Origin of the sequence: Streptomyces sp. NPDC017095, assembly GCF_044332325.1 — a bacterium.
Lineage (GTDB): Bacteria > Actinomycetota > Actinomycetes > Streptomycetales > Streptomycetaceae > Streptomyces.
On sequence record NZ_JBIROU010000021.1, the window covers coordinates 44707 to 63330 of the forward strand.

General features: G+C 73.3%; 15 protein-coding genes. 10 read left to right on the forward strand and 5 right to left on the reverse strand.

Annotated elements, in window-relative coordinates:
- Positions 1 to 17: 17 nt before the first annotated feature.
- Positions 18 to 560, reverse strand: coding sequence for a nucleotidyltransferase domain-containing protein (locus ACH4OA_RS31060; protein ID WP_189995622.1), 543 nt, complete (start codon positions 558 to 560; stop codon positions 18 to 20).
- Between the two features lie 293 nt (positions 561 to 853).
- Here ACH4OA_RS31060 and ACH4OA_RS31065 point away from each other — a divergent pair, with 293 nt between their 5' ends.
- On the forward strand, positions 854 to 1813 hold the full coding sequence (locus ACH4OA_RS31065) for a WD40/YVTN/BNR-like repeat-containing protein (protein ID WP_397972697.1): 960 nt from the start codon (positions 854 to 856) through the stop codon (positions 1811 to 1813).
- Between the two features lie 194 nt (positions 1814 to 2007).
- Positions 2008 to 2346, forward strand: a complete 339-nt coding sequence (locus tag ACH4OA_RS31070; protein ID WP_397935584.1) for a plasmid stabilization protein — start codon at positions 2008 to 2010, stop codon at positions 2344 to 2346.
- Between the two features lie 9 nt (positions 2347 to 2355).
- On the opposite strand, the gene ACH4OA_RS31075 is transcribed toward ACH4OA_RS31070, so the two are convergent.
- Positions 2356 to 2652 (reverse strand): YciI family protein, encoded by a 297-nt coding sequence (locus ACH4OA_RS31075; protein ID WP_365884224.1) that lies wholly within the window; start codon positions 2650 to 2652, stop codon positions 2356 to 2358.
- Between the two features lie 59 nt (positions 2653 to 2711).
- Between ACH4OA_RS31075 and ACH4OA_RS31080 the strand changes: the two genes are divergently transcribed.
- The 3 genes from ACH4OA_RS31080 (at position 2712) to ACH4OA_RS31090 (ending at position 6077) form a co-directional block, all read left to right on the forward strand.
- Positions 2712 to 3467: an endonuclease V gene (locus tag ACH4OA_RS31080; protein WP_397935583.1), complete on the forward strand. Its 756-nt coding sequence runs from the start codon at positions 2712 to 2714 to the stop codon at positions 3465 to 3467.
- Between the two features lie 114 nt (positions 3468 to 3581).
- Positions 3582 to 4958, forward strand: a complete 1377-nt coding sequence (locus ACH4OA_RS31085) for a cytochrome P450 (protein ID WP_397972636.1) — start codon at positions 3582 to 3584, stop codon at positions 4956 to 4958.
- Between the two features lie 12 nt (positions 4959 to 4970).
- Positions 4971 to 6077 carry a hypothetical protein gene (locus tag ACH4OA_RS31090; protein WP_397972639.1) on the forward strand — a complete coding sequence of 369 codons (1107 nt, stop codon included), beginning with the start codon at positions 4971 to 4973 and terminating at the stop codon, positions 6075 to 6077.
- Between the two features lie 57 nt (positions 6078 to 6134).
- Here ACH4OA_RS31090 and ACH4OA_RS31095 read toward each other — a convergent pair whose 3' ends face one another.
- Positions 6135 to 7313 (reverse strand): saccharopine dehydrogenase family protein, encoded by a 1179-nt coding sequence (locus ACH4OA_RS31095; RefSeq protein ID WP_397972641.1) that lies wholly within the window; start codon positions 7311 to 7313, stop codon positions 6135 to 6137.
- 230 nt (positions 7314 to 7543) lie between these two features.
- Between ACH4OA_RS31095 and ACH4OA_RS31100 the strand changes: the two genes are divergently transcribed.
- Genes ACH4OA_RS31100 through ACH4OA_RS31110 form a run of 3 tightly spaced genes read left to right on the forward strand, consistent with a single transcriptional unit; the run spans position 7544 to position 12188 of the window.
- On the forward strand, positions 7544 to 8713 hold the full coding sequence (locus ACH4OA_RS31100; RefSeq protein ID WP_397972644.1) for a CaiB/BaiF CoA transferase family protein: 1170 nt from the start codon (positions 7544 to 7546) through the stop codon (positions 8711 to 8713).
- Between the two features lie 41 nt (positions 8714 to 8754).
- Complete coding sequence (locus ACH4OA_RS31105) at positions 8755 to 9969, forward strand: acetyl-CoA C-acetyltransferase (protein ID WP_397972647.1); 1215 nt, start codon at positions 8755 to 8757, stop codon at positions 9967 to 9969.
- A gap of 41 nt (positions 9970 to 10010) precedes the next feature.
- Positions 10011 to 12188, forward strand: a complete 2178-nt coding sequence (locus tag ACH4OA_RS31110) for a 3-hydroxyacyl-CoA dehydrogenase NAD-binding domain-containing protein (RefSeq protein ID WP_397972650.1) — start codon at positions 10011 to 10013, stop codon at positions 12186 to 12188.
- Positions 12189 to 12318: 130 nt separating this feature from the next.
- Here ACH4OA_RS31110 and ACH4OA_RS31115 read toward each other — a convergent pair whose 3' ends face one another.
- Complete coding sequence (locus ACH4OA_RS31115; RefSeq protein WP_397972653.1) at positions 12319 to 13122, reverse strand: MerR family transcriptional regulator; 804 nt, start codon at positions 13120 to 13122, stop codon at positions 12319 to 12321.
- A gap of 222 nt (positions 13123 to 13344) precedes the next feature.
- Between ACH4OA_RS31115 and ACH4OA_RS31120 the strand changes: the two genes are divergently transcribed.
- On the forward strand, positions 13345 to 14811 hold the full coding sequence (locus tag ACH4OA_RS31120; RefSeq protein ID WP_397935571.1) for an amino acid permease: 1467 nt from the start codon (positions 13345 to 13347) through the stop codon (positions 14809 to 14811).
- Positions 14812 to 14972: 161 nt separating this feature from the next.
- Here the strand turns inward: ACH4OA_RS31120 and ACH4OA_RS31125 are convergent, their stop codons facing one another.
- A complete protein-coding gene (locus tag ACH4OA_RS31125; RefSeq protein ID WP_397935569.1) occupies positions 14973 to 16475 on the reverse strand; it encodes a M1 family metallopeptidase in 1503 nt (500 codons plus the stop codon).
- Positions 16476 to 16651: 176 nt separating this feature from the next.
- Between ACH4OA_RS31125 and ACH4OA_RS31130 the strand changes: the two genes are divergently transcribed.
- Positions 16652 to 18601: a Xaa-Pro dipeptidyl-peptidase gene (locus ACH4OA_RS31130; protein WP_397972656.1), complete on the forward strand. Its 1950-nt coding sequence runs from the start codon at positions 16652 to 16654 to the stop codon at positions 18599 to 18601.
- The last annotated feature ends 23 nt before the right edge of the window (positions 18602 to 18624 follow it).

Sequence of the window (18624 nt, forward strand, 5' to 3'; positions counted from 1 at the left end):
CACGCGTGTCCACTCCCTCATGCCGGGCGGGTGCCCTGCTCTCGCAGGGCCGCTTCCAGCCGGGTGATGTCCTCGGTGTCTTTCCTGCGGCGGGGCCGACCCGGAACCCAGACCGGCATCATCTGCTTGATCTCGATCTGGGCGCGCGGACTGATGATCCGGCACCGCAGCACCCCGATACAGCCAACAGAAGCATCGAGCATGCCCTCCGGCCACACCTCCCCAGCCCAGGGACCGCCAGCGACCACAACGCGTCCGAACCGGTCCTTGCTCAAGAGAGCGAAGCTGCTCTCCACGCCCTGCTTGCAGAAATCGAGCTGCTGATCGGCAGGCGGCCCGGACAGAGGCGCATAGCCGGAACGCAGCAGGCCCTCGGTCAGAGCAGGAGCATCCTCCGCCCAGGCGAACCAGTCGATGTCCACATGGTCACGGGTGACCTCGCCGATGAAGAAGTCCATGGCCCAACCCCCGCGGAGCCACACCTCCACACCGAGGGCTTTCGAGATCTCCACCGTCTCGCCGATCAGCCGAAGCTGCCGAGCACTGCGCTCACTGTCCACAGCCGAGCAGGCTATGCGGCAATCCCGGCCGCAGCAGCTCAATTCCCGGCTGCAAGAACGGGCGAACGTTGCCTGATGCGGCACTAGTGACGGCGGCGCTGGCGGCGGCGGTCGTGTGCGGGGCGGTGCTCACGGCCCCGGCGGCCGAGGCCCGGCCCGCCGGAGAGGCGGGCGCCGACCGGACCGGCACGGTCGACCGCGCGGCTGCCGGCCGGGCGGGCGAGAACCGGACGGAGCCGGGCCGGGCCGGTGCCCGGCGGGCGGGTCCCGGCCGCGGGGAGCCGCGCTGGGCCGTGCGGGACACCGGTGCCCCGCGGGTCCGCTTCCGCGGCCTGGCCGCCGTGGACGGGCGCACCGCCTGGCTGGCCGGCACCGGCGGCACGGTGCTGCGCACCACGGACGGCGGGGCGAGCTGGCGGAACGTCTCGCCGCCGGGCGCGGCCGGTCTGGAGTTCCGGGACGTCTCGGCGTCCGGCGCGCGGCGCGCGGTGGTGCTGGCCGTCGGGGAGGGCGAGGCGTCCCGCGTCTACCGCACCGACGACGGCGGCACGACCTGGACGGAGTCCTTCCGCAACACCGACCCGGCGGCGTTCTACGACTGCCTCGCCTTCTTCGACCACCGCCACGGCCTCGCCGTGAGCGACCCGGTGGACGGCAGGTTCCGCCTGCTGTCCACCGCCGACGGCGGACGCTCCTGGCGCGTGCTGCCCGCCGCCGGCATGCCGCCCGCGCTGGACGGCGAGGCCGCCTTCGCCGCGAGCGGCGGGTGTCTGGTCACCGCCGGCCCGCGCGACGTGTGGCTGGCCACGGGCGGCGGCGCCCGCGCGCGCGTGCTGCACTCCGCCGACCGCGGGCTGACCTGGACGGCCGCCGACACGCCGGTACCGGCGGGCGATCCGGCGCGGGGCGTCTTCGCGCTCGCCTTCCGCGACCGCGCGCACGGCCTCGCGGTCGGCGGCGACTACCGCGCCGGCCGCCCCTCGCCGCAGGCCGCCGCGGTCACCGCGGACGGCGGCCGCACCTGGCGGCCCGCCGCCGCTTCGCCGCCCGCGTACCGCTCCGGTGCCGCCTGGCTCCCGCACAGCCGCACCACCGCCCTGGCCGTCGGCCCGACCGGCACCGACCTGACGACCGACGGCGGCCGCACCTGGCGCACGGTCGACACCGGCTCCTACGACACCGTGGCCTGCGCCCCGGACCTGAGCTGCTGGGCGGCCGGCGAACAGGGCCGGGCGGCATCGCTGGAACGCTGAGGCGATGACGGCGATGACGGCGATGACGGCGACGACGGCGACGACGGCGACGACGGCGACGACGGGGACCGCGAGCCCGCGGCGGTGACCGGGACGGTGAGCCGGCGGTGGGAAGGCGCGGCGGTGACCGGAACGGTGCGGTGAGTCCGCGCGAGGCGGGTACCCGCTCCCTACCGCCAAGGAAAGGAGCGATCATGCCAGCCGGTTCCAGCCCCAAGCGCGAGCGGCAGTACGAGCACATCAAGAAGAGCGCGCAGGACCGGGGCGAGAGCGCCGGACGCGCCGAGGAGATCGCCGCGCGGACGGTGAACAAGGAACGCGCCCGCTCCGGCGAGTCCAAGACCGCCAGCCGCAGCTCGACGCAGGACATGTCGTCGGCCAAGCGCGGCGGTCAGCGGTCGGGCAATCGGACCGGTTCGCACGGCCCGACCCGCGACCAGCTGTACAACGAGGCCCGTCAGCGTGGCATCGAGGGCCGTTCGCACATGAACAAGGAGCAGTTGCAGCGCGCGCTGGACGACAAGAAGGGCTGAGCAGGCGGCTCAGCCGAGCGTCTGCCGGTGCCGCGCCAGTTCGGGCGCCGTCTTGGTGGCCAGGAACTCGGTGACGCGGTAGGAGCACACGCCGGCGGTGACGAACGGGTCGGTCGCCACGGTCTCCTCGATCCGCGCGCGGTCCTCGGCGACGGCGAGGATCACACCGCCGTCGCGGGGGTTCTTGCGCCCGGAGGCCAGGAACAGGCCCTCCTCGTACCGCCGTTCCAGCCAGGCCACATGGTCGGGCAGCACCGCGTCCACGGCGTCCAGGGGAGCGGTGTAGGTCAGCTCGAGAACGAACATGATCATGAGCCTACCCCGCCCGGCGGACAGTGTCCGGGGAACCCGTACAGTCACCCGGCATGACGATCGTCGGCATCCCCGCGGGCTGGCCCGCGACCGAGGAAGAGGCCCGCGCCGTACAGGACGGGCTGCGCGGCCGTGTGGTGCTCGACGACCCCGGACCGCCGCCCGGCACGGGCCGGGTCACGGGCGTCGACGTCGCCTACGACGACGGTCTTGACCTGGTCGCGGCGGCGGCCGTCGTCCTGGACGCCGCCACGCTGGAGGTCGTCGCGGAGGCCACGGCCGTCGGCCGGGTCTCCTTCCCCTACGTGCCCGGGCTGCTCGCCTTCCGGGAGATCCCGACCGTGCGGGCCGCCCTGGAGCGGCTGCCCGGCCCGCCCGGCCTGGTCGTGTGCGACGGCTACGGCGTCGCCCACCCGCGCCGGTTCGGCCTGGCGAGCCACCTGGGCGTGCTCACCGGCCTGCCGGTCATCGGCGTCGCCAAGAACCCGTTCGCCTTCCGCTACGACGAGCCCGGCCCGGCGCGGGGCAGCTCGGCCCCGCTGCTCGCCGGGGACGAGGAGGTCGGCCGCGCCCTGCGTACCCGGGACGGCGTCAAGCCGGTCTTCGTCTCCGTGGGCCACCGGGTCGGCCTGGCCGGCGCCCTGGCGCACACCCTGGCGCTGACCCCGCGGTTCCGGCTCCCGGAGACCACGCGCCGGGCGGACGCGCTGTGCCGTCGGGCCCTGCGCGAGGCGGTCCGGGACCTGGCCGACAGCGGTCAGGAGCCGACGAGGCGCCGGCCGCCGGCCTCCCGGCACGCAGAGTCGTAGACGCCAGACCGACGCCGGGGTCCCAAGGAGGTTCCACAACACCCGGAGGTCGTACGGATCCGCCCTACTGACCGGCTGAATCTCCTGTGTTTCCCGGGGCCTGTGGTCGCTAAGGTGTTCGGACATTCCTGCGGGCGGGGGAGGCTCGGGTTGGACGAGACAGCGGCGGGTGGGGTTCCCCTCGCGCCCGATGGAGTGCCGTTCGTGGGGCATTCGCTCAGGCTGGCGCGGGGGCGGGCGATGTACCTGCAGGGGCTGCGCGGGCGCGGTGACGTGGTGGAGATGCGGCTGGGACGGCGTGCGTTCTACGTGCTCAATTCCCCTGAGGCCATTCACGACGTGCTGGTGACGCAGAGCGGGAAGTTCAGCAAGGGCATGCTGTTCGACCGGGTCCGGCCGTACATAGGCAACGGCCTGGCGTCGTCCGACGGGCCGTTCCACCTGCGGCAGCGGCGCATTGTGCAGCCGGCGTTCCACCGGGAGCGGGTCGCGCGGTACTCGGAGATGTTCGTGGAGGTCGCCGGGGCGCGGGTGGGTGGCTGGCCGGCAGGGCGGGACATGGACATGGGGCGGGAGATGCGCGAGCTGGCCGTCGCGATGCTGGTGCCGGCGCTCTTCCCGTTCACCGAGGGTTCGGAAACCGGGCGGGCCATCGGGGATCTGGGGGCGCGCGTCAGCCGTGACCTCGGCGTTCTGGTGCGCGGCGTGCTCCGGGCCACCATCCTGCCGCCGGCGCTGGCCGTCGTACCGACTCCGGGGCGGCGGAGGTTCCTGGCCTCGGCGGCGGCCCTGCGCCGGCTCGCCGAGTCGGCCGTACGGCAGGCCCGCAGCAGCCCGGAGAGCCACGGCGTCCTCGCGCTCCTGCTCGCTCACGAAGGCGGCATGTCGGACGAGGAGGCGTGCGACGAGATGCTCACCTTCCTCGTCGCCGGTGTCGAGACCACGTCCACCACCCTGTCGTGGGCCCTGCACGTGCTCGCCGGCAACCCGGGGATGGCCGACCGGATGAGCGCGGAGGCGCGGGCGGCCGAGCCGGGCGTGGTCACCCCCGCCGCCCTGCCGTACACCGCCCGGTTCGTCCACGAGGTGCTGCGCCTGTACCAGCCCCTGTGGTTCATGGGGCGGCGTGCCCTGGAGACCGTGCGCGTCGGGCGGTACGAGATCCCGCGCGGGGCCGAGGCGGTCTACAGCGCCGCGACGCTGCACCGCGACCCCGCCTGCTTCCCGGACCCACTGCGCTTCGACCCCGACCGGTGGCTCACCAGGCCGGAGAAGAGCCTGCCCCGGGCCGCCTACCTGCCCTTCGGCGCCGGCAACAGGAAGTGCATCGGCGACGGTTTCGCGTGGGCCGAGATGCTCGCCGTGCTCTCCGCCGTCACCACGCGCTGGCACCTGCGCCCTGTGCCGGGCCACAGGGTCCGGGCGGTGGCGGACGCGCAGATCCACCCCGACGCCCTGCCGATGTCCGTCACTCCGCGCGCCACAGGCTGACCAGGAGAGCCGATGCTGGAGTTCCACCTGAGCGAGATCGGCCTGTTCGACACCGCGCGGGCGCTGGACCCCCAGGTGCGGGGGCTGACCCGGTTCCTGCCGGACACCGAGCCCGAGCCGCTGGACAAGGCGGAGCTGCTGGCGATCGAGGCCGAGTGCCGCCGGGACCGGCTCGCGCTGCTCGACGCCACCGACGAGGCCTACCGGAGCAGCGCGCGGGGGCGTGCCTTCGCCGCGTGGCTGGCCGGGGCCGCACCGGCCGAGCTGATCTGCACGCGCAAGGGCGACACGTCACTGGAGGACGTGCACCGGTATGTCGTCCGGGACGCCGTGCAGTGGCTCACCCTGTGGCTGGCCGGTTATCGCCGGGACCCGCTGTGGCACGCGCTCGCCAAGGCCGTGGCGTTGCTGGCGGTCCTGGACGACATCGTCGTCCCGCCGCAGGACGTGGCCGGCGGCGTGCACCGGATCGGGGACGAGAGCCTGGGTGAGGTGCTGGACCGGGTGAAGGCCCTGGGCGGCGACCGGGACGCGCGGTGGCTCGCCCACGCCTATCAGGAAACGCTGTTCAGCGCGCGGATCCAGTTCCACGAGAAGTGGTCCGCCGCCGGACCGGACCTGGCACCGCCTGCCCACCTCGACGCCATCCAGGCGTACGTCCGTGAGCCGGACACGCTGCGCGCGAGCATCGTGCGGACCTACGCGGCCGAGACCCTGCCCGTCATGCACCTGATCGCCTACTACTTCCGCCTCCCCTTCGACGCCTGCGACTGGGCGGCCTTCGTCTCGGCCGGCGTGGCCCAGACCCTCGGCATGGACATCTCCAAGGACCAGTACGGCGTCGGCGTGAAGGAACCGACCAACTTCGGCGTCCGGGCCGACCGCCGCGAACGGGACAACGTACGGCAGCGCACCGGACTCCACCGCACGTTCCTGCGTCTGACCGCCTACTTCGAAGACGTCGGCGACTTCCCCACCGCCGTCTACGACCGCTACTCCCGCGTCTCCCTCTCCTACGCCCGACTCGTGGACCGCTACATCGAACGCCGTGACATGACCCGCCTCCCCATGAACGGCACCCTGTCCGCCGTCGTGGACGACGTCCTCACCGGCCGCTAGCGGCAGGCCCCACCGCCACGGTGCCGGGAGGCTGCGCGAGCGGGCCGGCCGGTCCCGTCAGCGTGCGGCCACCACCCGGAAGGTGATCCCGGCCGCGCGCAGCCGTCCGGTCAGCGCGTCGCCCATCGCCTCGGCCGTCGTGACCTGGCCGGCCGTCGGCGGCAGGGCGTCGAAGGCCAGGCAGAGGGCGGCCTCGGCGAACATCTTCGCCGTCTCGTCGTACCCCGGGTCGCCGCCCGCGACCTCGGTGAACACACGCCGGCCGCCGCCCTCGCCGACGAACCGCACCCGGAACCAGCTCCTCGCCCGCTTCTCGGCGTCCGGTCCCTCGCCGGGCCTGAGCCGGTCCGACAGCCGGCGCCGGACGGGCGGGACCTGGGCCGCCAGCGCGAGCGCGGCCACGGCGGCGCTCCCGCCGAGGGCGACCGGCAGGTGCCGTACGGCGGCGTAGTGGCGGTAGCGGAAGTCCGGGCCGTAGCGCTCCAGCGCCCGCGCCGACCGCCGTACGATCCGCGGGTCGAGGGTGGGCAGCGGCAGCGCCCACACGCCGGCCTCCGGGGCGAACCGCGGCGCGCCGGCCGACGCCGCCACCCGGCGGCCCGGCAGCCGCGGCTCGTGCCGGGCCCGGTCGCGCGCGGCGGCCAGCATCCCCCGGCCGCGTGCGGCCTGGTTCAGCGCGGAGGCGAAGGTGCCGCCGGAGAAGGCCGCGTCCACGCTGACGTAGCCGTCCACGGTCAGCGGCACGCCCTCGGGAAGCTGCCGGACGGTGAAGTACACGCCCAGGTCGTGCGGTACCGAGTCGAAGCCGCAGGCGTGCACCAGGCGGGCGCCGGTCTCGCGCGCGCGTGCGTCGTGCCGGACGTACATCAGGTCCACGAACTCCGGCTCGCCGGTGAGGTCCAGATAGTCGGCGCCGGTGTCGGCGCAGGCGGCGACGAGCGCCTCGCCGTACCGCACGTACGGCCCCACGGTCGTGGCGACCACGCGGGCCTGCTCGGCGAGCGTCCGCAGCGTGGCGGGTTCGCCCACGTCGGCCCGCAGCACTCCGACGCCGTCGCCGCCGGGCAGGCTCTCGCACAGCCGTGCCAGCCGCCGTTCGTCCCGGCCGGCGACCGCCCAGCGCAGGTCCCGCGGCGCGTGCGCGGCGAGATAGCGGGCCGTCAGCATGCCGACGAAGCCGGTGGCCCCGAACAGCACCAGGTCGTAGGGACGGTCGGTTCTGCTCATCCTGCTCATGGACACCCCTTGGCCGTGCTCCCGCCGCGCAGCCCGCGCCGCTGCCGGTGGCCGAGGCTAGCGTGAGGAGTGCGCGGTCCGGGATGCGGGCCGTTCACTCGTCCGGGTGAGGACCGGCGTGTCGGGCACTTGGCTAAGCGCTTGCTCGTTCAGGTCTTGTGTCCAGTGGAACACGTTCTTAGCATCACCGGTGTTACATCAGTTGTGTCACACGCTTGGGGGCTGGTCGCATGACAACGGCAGGGACGCCGCCGGCGCCGGGCACCGGCCCGCTCGCCGGTGTCCGGGTGGTGGAGCTGGCCGGCATCGGCCCGGGCCCGTTCGCCGCCATGCTGCTGGCCGACCTCGGCGCCGACGTGGTCCGGGTGGACCGCCCGGGCGGCGCGGGCCTCGCCGTCGACCCGGCGTACGACCTCACCAACCGCAACAAGCGCTCGGTCGTGGTCGACCTGAAGGCACCGGACGGCCCCGCGCGCGTCCTGGACCTCGCCGAGCGGGCCGACATCCTCGTCGAGGGCTACCGCCCGGGGGTCGCCGAGCGGCTCGGCATCGGCCCCGGGGACTGCCACGCCCGCAACCCCCGCCTGGTCTACGGCCGGATGACCGGCTGGGGCCAGGACGGCCCGCTCGCCCACCGCGCCGGCCACGACGTCGCCTACATCGCGCTCACCGGCGCACTCGGCATGATCGGCCGCCCGGACGAACCCCCGGCCGTGCCCGCCAACCTCCTCGGGGACTACGCGGGCGGCTCCCTCTACCTGGTCGTCGGCGTCCTCGCCGCCCTGCACCACGCGCGCGCCACCGGCACCGGCCAGGTGGTCGACGCGGCCATCGTCGACGGCACCGCCCACCTGTCCACGATGATCCACGCCCTGCTCGCCGCCGGCGCCTGGCAGGACCGGCGCGCCGCCAACCTCCTGGACGGCGGCTGCCCCTACTACGGCACCTACGAGACCGCCGACGGCCGGTACATGGCGGTCGGCGCCCTGGAGGAGAAGTTCTACGCGGAGTTCCTGCGCCTGCTCGGCCTGACCGGACCGGCCGCCGCCCACCGGGACGTGAGCCGCTGGGAGGAGCTGCGCGAACGCGTCGCCGCCGCCTTCAAGTCCCGCACCCGCGCCGAGTGGACCGCCGTCTTCGCCGACTCCGACGCCTGTGTGGCGCCCGTGCTCGGCCTGCGCGAGGCCCCGGTCCACCCGCACCTCGCCGCCCGCGGCACCTTCACCGAGCACGACGGTGTCACCCAGCCCGCCCCCGCGCCCCGGTTCTCCGCCACGCCCACCGCCGTCCGCACCGGCCCCGCCCGGCCCGGCGCGGACGCCGCCGCGGTCGCCCGGGACTGGGGCCTACCGGCCCGCCCGGCCGGCGGCCCCGGCGCCCCGGCCGCCGACGGCCGCTGACCCGCCCACCCCGCCCGGCCCACCCTCCGAAAGGCACCCCAGTGAGCACCGAAGCGTACGTGTACGACGCGATCCGCACCCCGCGCGGCCGCGGCAAGGCGAACGGCGCCCTGCACGGCACCAAGCCGGTCGATCTGGTCGTCGGCCTCATCCACGCGCTCCGCGACCGCTTCCCCGGCCTGGACCCGGCCGGCATCGACGACATCGTGCTCGGCGTCGTCAGCCCCGTCGGCGACCAGGGCTCCGACATCGCGCGGATCGCCGCGCTGGCCGCCGGGCTGCCGGACACGGTCGCGGGCGTGCAGGAGAACCGCTTCTGTGCCTCCGGTCTGGAGGCCGTCAACCTCGCCGCCGCCAAGGTCCGGGCCGGCTGGGAGGACCTCGTCCTCGCCGGCGGGGTCGAGTCCATGTCCCGCGTCCCGATGGCCTCGGACGGCGGTGCCTGGTTCAACGACCCGATGACCAACCTCGCCGTCAACTTCGTGCCCCAGGGCATCGGCGCCGACCTCATCGCCACCATCGAGGGCTTCTCCCGCCGGGACGTGGACGAGTACGCGGCCCTGTCCCAGGAACGCGCCGCCGCCGCCTGGAAGGACGGCCGCTTCGAGCGCTCGGTCGTCCCGGTCCGCGACCGCAACGGCCTCGTCGTCCTCGACCACGACGAACACCCGCGCCCCGGCACCACCGCCGACTCCCTGGCCAAGCTGAAGCCGTCGTTCGCCGACATCGGCGACCTGGGCGGCTTCGACGCGGTCGCCCTGCAGAAGTACCACTGGGTGGAGAAGATCGACCACGTCCACCACGCGGGCAACTCCTCCGGCATCGTGGACGGCGCCGCGCTCGTCGCGGTCGGCTCCCGCGAGGCCGGCGAGCGCCACGGCCTCACGCCCCGCGCGCGGATCGTCTCCGCGGCCGTCTCCGGCTCCGAGCCGACCATCATGCTCACCGGCCCCGCCCCCGCCAGCCGCAAGGCCCTGGCCAAGGCCGGGCTCACCATCGACGACATCGACCTGGTCGAGATCAACGAGGCGTTCGCCGCCGTCGTGCTGCGCTTCGCCCGGGACATGGGCCTCGGCCTGGACAAGATCAACGTCAACGGCGGCGCCATCGCCCTCGGCCACCCGCTCGGCGCCACCGGCGCCATGATCCTCGGCACCCTCGTCGACGAACTGGAGCGCCAGGACAAGCGCTACGGCCTCGCCACGCTCTGCGTCGGCGGCGGCATGGGCATCGCCACCGTCGTCGAGCGCGTCTGACCTCCCCGCGGACCTAGCGACCTCAACGAAAGACGACTGCCATGACCGAGAGCACCACCATCCGCTGGGAGCAGGACGACACGGGGATCGTCACCCTCGTCCTGGACGACCCGGACCAGTCCGCGAACACCATGAACCAGGCGTTCCGCGACTCCCTCGCCGCCGTCACCGACCGGCTGGAGGCCGAGCGGGACTCCCTGCGCGGCGTCATCCTCACCTCCGCGAAGAAGACCTTCTTCGCCGGCGGCGACCTGCGCGACCTCATCCGGGTCACGCCCGACACCGCGCGGGAGCTGTTCGAGGGCGGTCTCGCCATCAAGCGGAACCTGCGCCGCATCGAGACCCTCGGCAAGCCGGTCGTCGCCGCGATCAACGGCGCGGCCCTCGGCGGCGGCTTCGAACTGGCCCTCGCCTGCCACCACCGCGTCGCCCTGGACACGCCCGGCACCAGGATCGGCTGCCCCGAGGTCACCCTCGGCCTGCTCCCCGGCGGCGGCGGAGTCGTCCGCACCGTACGGCTGCTGGGCATCGCGGACGCCCTGCTGAAGGTGCTCCTCCAGGGCACCCGGTACAACGCGCGCCGCGCCCGGGACAACGGCCTGGTCCACGAGGTGGCCGCGACCCCGCAGGAGCTCCTCGCCAAGGCCCGCGCCTTCATCGACGCCCACCCCGAGTCCCGGCAGCCCTGGGACACCCCGGGCTACAAGATCCCCGGCGGCACCCCGGCCCACCCGAAGTTCGCCGCCAACCTGCCCGCCTTCCCGGCCGGCCTGCGCAAGCAGACGGGCGGCGCCCCCTACCCGGCCCCGCGCAGCATCCTCGCCGCGGCCGTCGAGGGCGCCCAGGTCGACTTCGAGACCGCCCAGGTCATCGAGGCCCGCTACTTCGTGGAACTGGCCGCCGGGCAGACCTCGAAAAACATGATCCAGGCGTTCTTCTTCGACCTCCAGGCGGTCAACTCCGGAGCCAGCCGGCCGCGGGGCGCCGAGCGCCGCGAGGTCCGCAGGGCCGCCGTCCTCGGCGCCGGCATGATGGGCGCCGGCATCGCCTACGCATGCGCCCGCGCGGGCATCGACGTCGTCCTCAAGGACGTCTCCCTGGAGGCGGCCGTCAAGGGCAAGGGCTACGCGGAGAAGCTGTGCGCCAAGGCCGTCGCCCAGGGCCGCGTCGGCCAGGAGAAGGCCGACGCCCTGCTCGCCCGGATCACGCCCACCGCCGAGGCCGCCGACCTCGCGGGCTGTGACGCCGTCATCGAGGCCGTCTTCGAGGACACGGCCCTCAAGCACAAGGTGTTCCAGGAGATCGAGTCGGTGGTGGCCCCGGACGCGCTGCTGTGCTCCAACACCTCCACACTGCCGATCACCACCCTCGCCGAGGGCGTGCAGCGCCAGCGCGACTTCATCGGGCTGCACTTCTTCTCGCCGGTCGACAAGATGCCGCTGGTCGAGATCATCAAGGGCGAGCGCACCGGCGAGGAGGCGCTCGCGCGCGCCTTCGACCTGGTCCGGCAGATCGACAAGACGCCGATCGTCGTCAACGACTCGCGGGGCTTCTTCACCTCCCGGGTGATCGGCCACTTCATCAACGAGGGCGTCGCCATGGTCGGCGAGGGCGTCGAGCCCGCCTCCGTGGAGCAGGCCGCCGCCCAGGCCGGCTACCCGGCCAAGGTGCTGTCCCTGATGGACGAGCTGACCCTCACGCTGCCGCGCAAGATCCGGACCGAGACCAGGCGGGCCGTGGAGGAGGCCGGCGGCACCTGGACCCCGCACCCCGCGGAGGCGGTCATCGACCGCATGGTGGACGAGTTCGGCCGCACCGGCCGCGGCGGCGGCGCCGGTTTCTACGACTACACCGAGGACGGCGGGCGGGCCGGACTCTGGCCGGGGCTGCGCGAACACTTCACCAAGCCCGGGTACGAGATCCCGTTCCGGGACATGCAGGAGCGCATGCTCTTCGCCGAGGCGCTCGACACCGTGCGCCTGCTGGAGGAGGGCGTCCTCACCTCGGTCGCCGACGCCAACATCGGCTCGCTCCTCGGCATCGGCTTCCCCGGCTGGACCGGCGGTGTGCTCCAGTACATCAACGGCTACGAGGGCGGCCTGCCCGGGTTCGTCGCCCGCGCGCGCGAGCTGGCCGAGCGCTACGGCGAGCGGTTCACCCCGTCCGCGCTGCTGGTGGCGAAGGCCGAGAGCGGCGAGGTCTTCACCGACGCCCACTGACCCGCGGCATAGAGCCAACGGCCCCGGGACCCGGCCCCGGGGCCACGGCCCGCCGCTGCCGAGACCCGGCGGGCCCGTCAGCCGTGTCAGCGCCCTCGGCGCCCGCCGGTTGTCAGTGCCCTCAGCGCCGTCAGCCGTCCGCGCCGTCCGTGTGCCGGCTCGTGTCCTCCGCGTTCTCTGCGTCCTCTGCGTTCTCTGCGTTCTCCGCGTCGCCCGTGCCGTTCGTGCGGGCCGGGGTCTCCGTGCCGTCCAGCCACTGGTGCAGTTCCTCCCTCAGCGACCGCTGGAAGGTGGTGAGCAGCGCCTGCACCACCAGGGGGTGCATATGGGCCGACAGGGACTTCACGTCCCGCGTGTCCCGTTCGGCCACGGCCTCGCGCAGCAGGTCCGACAGCTCGTGCGCCGCCGCGCGCGCGTGCCCGGTCAGCGCGGTCCGCGCGGCCAGGATCGTCTCCTGTGCCAGCGGTACGTCGAGGAGCTGCACCGCGAGCCGCAGCAGACCGCAGTCCACGCGGAAGGACTCCCCGTCCCGCGTCAGCACGTCCATCGCAGCAAGCCGGTCCACGTCCTCCCCGGCCAGCCGCCGCCCCGCCCGCCGCTCCAGCTCCGCACGGGTCACGGTCTCCACGGTGTCCGGCGCCCAGGAGGCGACCACCGCCCGGTGGATCGCCAGCCCCTGCGGGCCCAGATCGGCCGGGAGCTGCCGCAGGTGCCGCTCGATCGCGGCCAGGGTCATGCCCTGGTGCCGCATCTCCTCGATCAGCGCCAGCCGGGCCAGGTGCTCCCGGCCGTAGTGCCCCACCCGGCGCGGACCGATCACCGGCGGCGGCAGCAGCCCCTTGGTGCCGTAGAAGCGGACCGTGCGGACCGTGACGCCCGCCCGCGCGGCCAGCTCGTCGATGGTCAGGGTCGGCTCCCCGGTGTCGGTCGTCATGCGCAGCAGTATCGCTGTCACACCCGGGGTGTGAAACCCGGGGAGAGCCCGTGACGGGCGTGTGAGAAGTACCGCTCTGTGACGTGGGCCACCGCATACCCGCCGCCTCCTCTGGGAAGCTGCTGCCTTGGTCTGTGCCCCGACACCAGGGTGGTGCGGGCCAACACCTGCACGACCCCCGGGCCCATGAGGCCCGGGCGCACCCAGGAAGAGAAACCACCCGTGAGCAAGGAAGCCGTGGAACCGGTACAGGCCACCACCCGGCCCGAGGCGCCCCAGACGTCCGCGGACGCGGGCGACGCCGGTTACAGCAAGGACCTCAAGGCCCGCCACGTCAACATGATCGCCATCGGCGGCGCCATCGGCACCGGCCTCTTCCTCGGCGCCGGCGGACGCCTGCACAACGCGGGCCCCGCGCTCGCCCTGGCCTATCTGGTCTGCGGTGTCTTCGCGTTCTTCGTCGTGCGGGCGCTGGGCGAGCTGGTCCTGTACCGCCCGTCCTCCGGGTCCTTCGTGTCGTACGCGCGCGAGTTCCTCGGGGAGAAGGGCGCCTACGTCGCCGGCTGGATGTACTTCCTGAACTGGTCGACGACGGGCATCGCCGACATCACCGCGATCGCGCTCTACACGCACTACTGGAGCATGTTCACCGCCATCCCGCAGTGGGTGCTGGCCCTGGTCGCGCTCGCGGTCGTCCTCACCGTGAACCTCATCTCGGTGAAGATCTTCGGCGAGATGGAGTTCTGGTTCGCGATCATCAAGGTCGCCACCCTGGTCGGCTTCATGCTGATCGGCATCTTCCTGCTGGCGACCCAGCACGACGTCGGCGGCAGCAAGCCGGGCCTGAGCGTCATCTCCGACCACGGCGGCGTCTTCCCGCACGGTCTGATGCCGGTGGTCCTGGTCATGCAGGGCGTGATCTTCGCCTACGCCGCCCTGGAGCTGGTCGGCGTGGCCGCCGGCGAGACCGCCGAACCGGAGAAGATCGTCCCGCGCGCGGTGAACTCGATCATGTGGCGGGTGGCCCTGTTCTACGTCGGCTCGGTCGTGCTGCTCGCCCTGCTGCTGCCCGGTTCGGTGTACTCCGCCGACCAGAGCCCGTTCGTGACCGTGCTGTCCAAGATCGGCGTGCCGGCGGCCGGTGACGTGATGAACCTGGTCGTGCTGACCGCGGCCATGTCCTCGCTCAACTCCGGCCTGTACTCCACCGGCCGCATCCTGCGCTCGATGGCCGTGGCCGGCTCGGCGCCGAAGTTCACCCGGGTGATGAGCCGCAGCCAGGTGCCCTACGGCGGCATCCTGCTGACCTGCGCGGTCTGTGTGCTCGGCGTCGGCCTGAACTACCTGGTGCCCAGCCAGGCCTTCGAGATCGTGCTGAACGTCGCCTCGCTCGGCATCATCAGCACCTGGGTCATCATCATGATCTGCCACATGGTCTTCGTCCGCCGCGCCCGCGCGGGCCTGGTCACCCGGCCGCACTTCCAGCTGAAGTTCAGCCCGGCCGCCGAGATCGCCACGATCGTGTTCCTGCTGGTCTGCCTCGGCATGATGTGGAACGACACCGAGGTCGGCCGCAAGACCCTGTTCCTGATCCCGGTGGTCGCCGTCATGCTGGTCGCCGGCTGGTTCGGCGTCCGCCGCCGGGTGTCCGACAACACCGGCCGGACCCCGTCCCGGCTCCCGGAGTAACGGCCCGCGGCCCCTGCCGGCGGTATCGCCCACGGTGGCGTCACACCGGAGAGCACACAGTGCCCCGGGTGACGCCACCGTGCCGTTTCCCACGACGCCGGCCGGCCGCGGCACCGGGACACCGGGGTGTCCGGGTCCCGGTGCCGCGGCCGGCGTCCGGATCAGCGCCCGCTGTGCCCGTTCCCGTGCACGTCGTTCGTCGCCTCGATCTTCTTCCACGACTTCGGCTGCGCCACCGCCGTACGCGACCCCACCAGGGCGCGGGCCGACGGCGCGGCCGGCTTCGTCGGCTGGAACAGCCAGGTGTCGAACAGCGCGGCCAGCGGCTTGCCGGACACCCGCTCCGCGTACCGCTGGAAGTCGGCCACCGAGGCGTTGCCGTAGGCGTGCTCCTTCGGCCAGCCCTTCAGGATCGCGAAGAACGCCTCGTCGCCGACCGCGTTGCGCAGCGCCTGGATGGCGACGGCTCCCCGGTCGTAGACGGCGCCGTCGAACTGGTTGTCGGGACCGGGGTCACCGGGCGCGACCGTCCAGAACGCGTCGTCGGCCGGGTGCGAGGCGTACACGTAGTCGGCGAGTTCCTGCGCGGTGCCCTCGCCCTCGTGCTCGGACCACAGCCACTGCGCGTACCGGGCGAAGCCCTCGTTGATCCAGATGTCCTTCCAGCCCTTGACCGACACGTCGTCGCCGTACCACTGGTGGGCCAGCTCGTGCACGACCAGGGACGTGTTGGAGCCGTTCGCGAACTGCTTCGGGCTGTAGTAGACGCGGGTCTGCGTCTCCAGCGCGTACCCGGTCGTGGTGTTCGGCACGTACCCGCCCGCCGAGGTGAACGGATACGGCCCGAAGTAGCCGCTCAGCCAGTCCACGATCTCCCCGGTGCGCTCCACGCTGGCGCGCGCGGCGCCGTCGTTGTCGCCGAGGTCCTTGCTGTAGGCGTTGATGACGGGCACGCCGCCGTCGGAGGTTCCGGTGGTGATGTCGAACCGGCCGAGCGCGAGGGTGGCCAGGTAGGTCGCCTGCGGTTTGGTCTGCCGCCAGTTGTAGCGGGTCCAGCCCAGCTTCGAACTGCTCGACTGGAGCAGGCCGTTGGAGATGGCCTGGGTGCCGTCCGGGACGGACACCGACACGTCGTAGGTGGCCTTGTCGGTCGGGTGGTCGTTGCTGGGGAACCACCACCAGGCGGCCTCGGGCTCGTTGGCGGCCACGCCGCCGTCGGGCGTGCGGTGCCAGGAGGTGAAGCCGTAGGCGCTCTTCGTCGACGGCACCCCGCTGTAGCGGACCACGATGGTGACGGTCGAGCCCTTGGCCAGCGGGGTCTTCGGCGTGACGACCAGTTCGTGCTCGCCGGACGTCGTGAAGGCCGCCTTGGCGCCGTTGACCCGCACCTCGCCGACGTCCAGCAGGAAGTCGAGGTCGAAGCGGGACAGATCCTGGGTGGTCTTCGCCAGGATCGTCGCCGTGCCCTCCAGCTCGTCCGTCTTCGGCTGGTACTGCAGCCTCAGGTCGTAGTGCGAGACGTCGTAGCCGCCGTTGCCGTAGTACGGGTAGTAGGGGTCGCCGATGCCCGGCGCGCCGGGGGAGTAACTCGCGGCCGATGCCGGGATCGCCAGCAGGAGGGAGGACGCCGCGAGAGCGCCCGGTGCGATGATTCTGCGGTGCACGTCAGCTCCAAGTCTTCAGGACTGCACGTCCGTTCAAGGAAGTCTGTTCGAAGCCTATTCAGTCCCTGTGGTCTCCGGCCTGTCCATGGCCCCTGCTGTCACACGATCGCCATTCGGCCGTCACGTCCGCGGAGTGCCCTCTTCTGCGGGCGAGTTGACGGGGGTACCGTCCGCGCATGCCGACACGCACGCGCTCCAGGGTCCGCAGACCGCTCGTCCTCATCGCCGTCGCCGCGCTGGCGGCCGTCTTCCCCGCCCCGGCCGCCCACGCCGCGCCCCGGGAGAGCCGGCCCGTCTACTCCTACGCCGGCGCCGTCCGGGAGTCCGTGTGGGTGGACACGGGCCTCGACGGGGACGACGACGGGAAGGGCGACCGCGTCGCCGCCGACATCGTCCGGCCCGCCGAACCCGCCCGGCAGGGCCGCAAGGTGCCGGTCATCATGGACGCCAGCCCCTACTACTCCTGCTGCGGGCGCGGCAACGAGAGCCAGCGCAAGACGTACGACACGCACGGTCACGTCGTCCGGATGCCGCTCTACTACGACAACTACTTCGTGCCCCGCGGCTACGCCTTCGTCGGCGTCGACCTGGCCGGCACCAACCGCTCCGACGGCTGCGTCGACATCGGCGGCCCGTCCGACATCCGGTCCGCGAAGGCCGTGATCGACTGGCTGAACGGCCGCGGCAGGGCGTACACCAGCCGTACCGGCGCCACCCTGGTACGGGCCGGCTGGACCAACGGCCGCACCGGCATGATCGGCAAGAGCTGGGACGGCACCATCGCCAACGGCGTCGCCGCGACGGGCGTGGGGGGCCTGAAGACCATCGTCCCGATCAGCGCCATCTCCTCCTGGTACGACTACTACTTCGCCCAGGGCGCCCCGCTCTACGACGGCGGGCCCGACGAACTCGCCGACGCCGTCGAGAGCGACGGCGCGCGGGCGCACTGCGCGGCCGTACAGCGCCGTCTCGCCGAGGGCAGCCCGCGCAGCGGCGACCGGACCCCGCTGTGGACCGAGCGGGACTACGTCAAGGACGCGGCCAAGGTGCGGGCCAGCGTCTTCGCGGTGCACGGCATGCAGGACCTCAACGTGCGCACCCAGCACCTCGGCCCGTGGTGGGACGCCCTCGCCCGGCACGGTGTGCGGCGCAAGATCTGGCTGTCCCAGACCGGGCACGTCGACCCCTTCGACTACCGGCGCGGCGCCTGGGTCGACACCCTGCACCGCTGGTTCGACCACGAACTCCTCGGCTACGACAACGGCATCGACCGCGAGCCGGCCGCCGACGTCGAACGCCACCCCGACCAGTGGGTCACCAGCACCTCCTGGCCCCCGGCCGGCACGCGCGCGACCGTGCTGCGGCCGGCCCCCGGCGACCGGGCCGGCGTCGGCACGCTCGGCCTGCGCCGGTCCGCCGGCACCGAGACCTTCACGGACGACCCGGCGCTGAGCGAGACCGACTGGGCCGCGCGCATCACCACGGGCACGCCCGAGAAGGCCGGCTTCCTCACCGCGCCCCTCACCCGTCCCCTGCGGCTGGCCGGCTCCTCCGCGGTGACGGTCACCGCCACCCCGACCACCGCCACCACCCACCTGTCCGCCGTCCTGGTGGACGTCGGTCCCGACACCATCCGCGACTACGCCGACGCCGCCGAGGGCATCACCACCCTCACCGACCGCACCTGCTGGGGCGCGAGCACCGCCGGGGACAGCGCCTGCTACAAGGAGACCCGGGCCAAGACCGCCGCCGTCGGCTCCACCGTGGTCAGCCGGGGCTGGGCCGACCTCGGGCACTACGCCTCGGCGACCAGGGGCGTCCCGCTCACGCCGGGCCGGCCGTACACGATGACGCTCCGCCTCGGCGCCACCGACCACGTCGTGCCAGCCGGACACCGGCTGGCCCTGGTCGTCGCCGGCACGGACAAGGACCTCATCGACCCGCCGTCCACCCGGCCGACGCTCACGGTCGACCTGTCCCGCACGAGCGCGAAGCTGCCGCTGGTGGGCGGCGCGGCGGCGTTCACCAGGGCGACGCAGGGCACCACGGCCACCAGGGCGCCGGCGCCGGCGATCCTGGACGGCGTCCGCACACCCGGCCCCGTCCGCCACCTCCCGACCGACTGACGGACAGGACGAAGCGGGGCGGC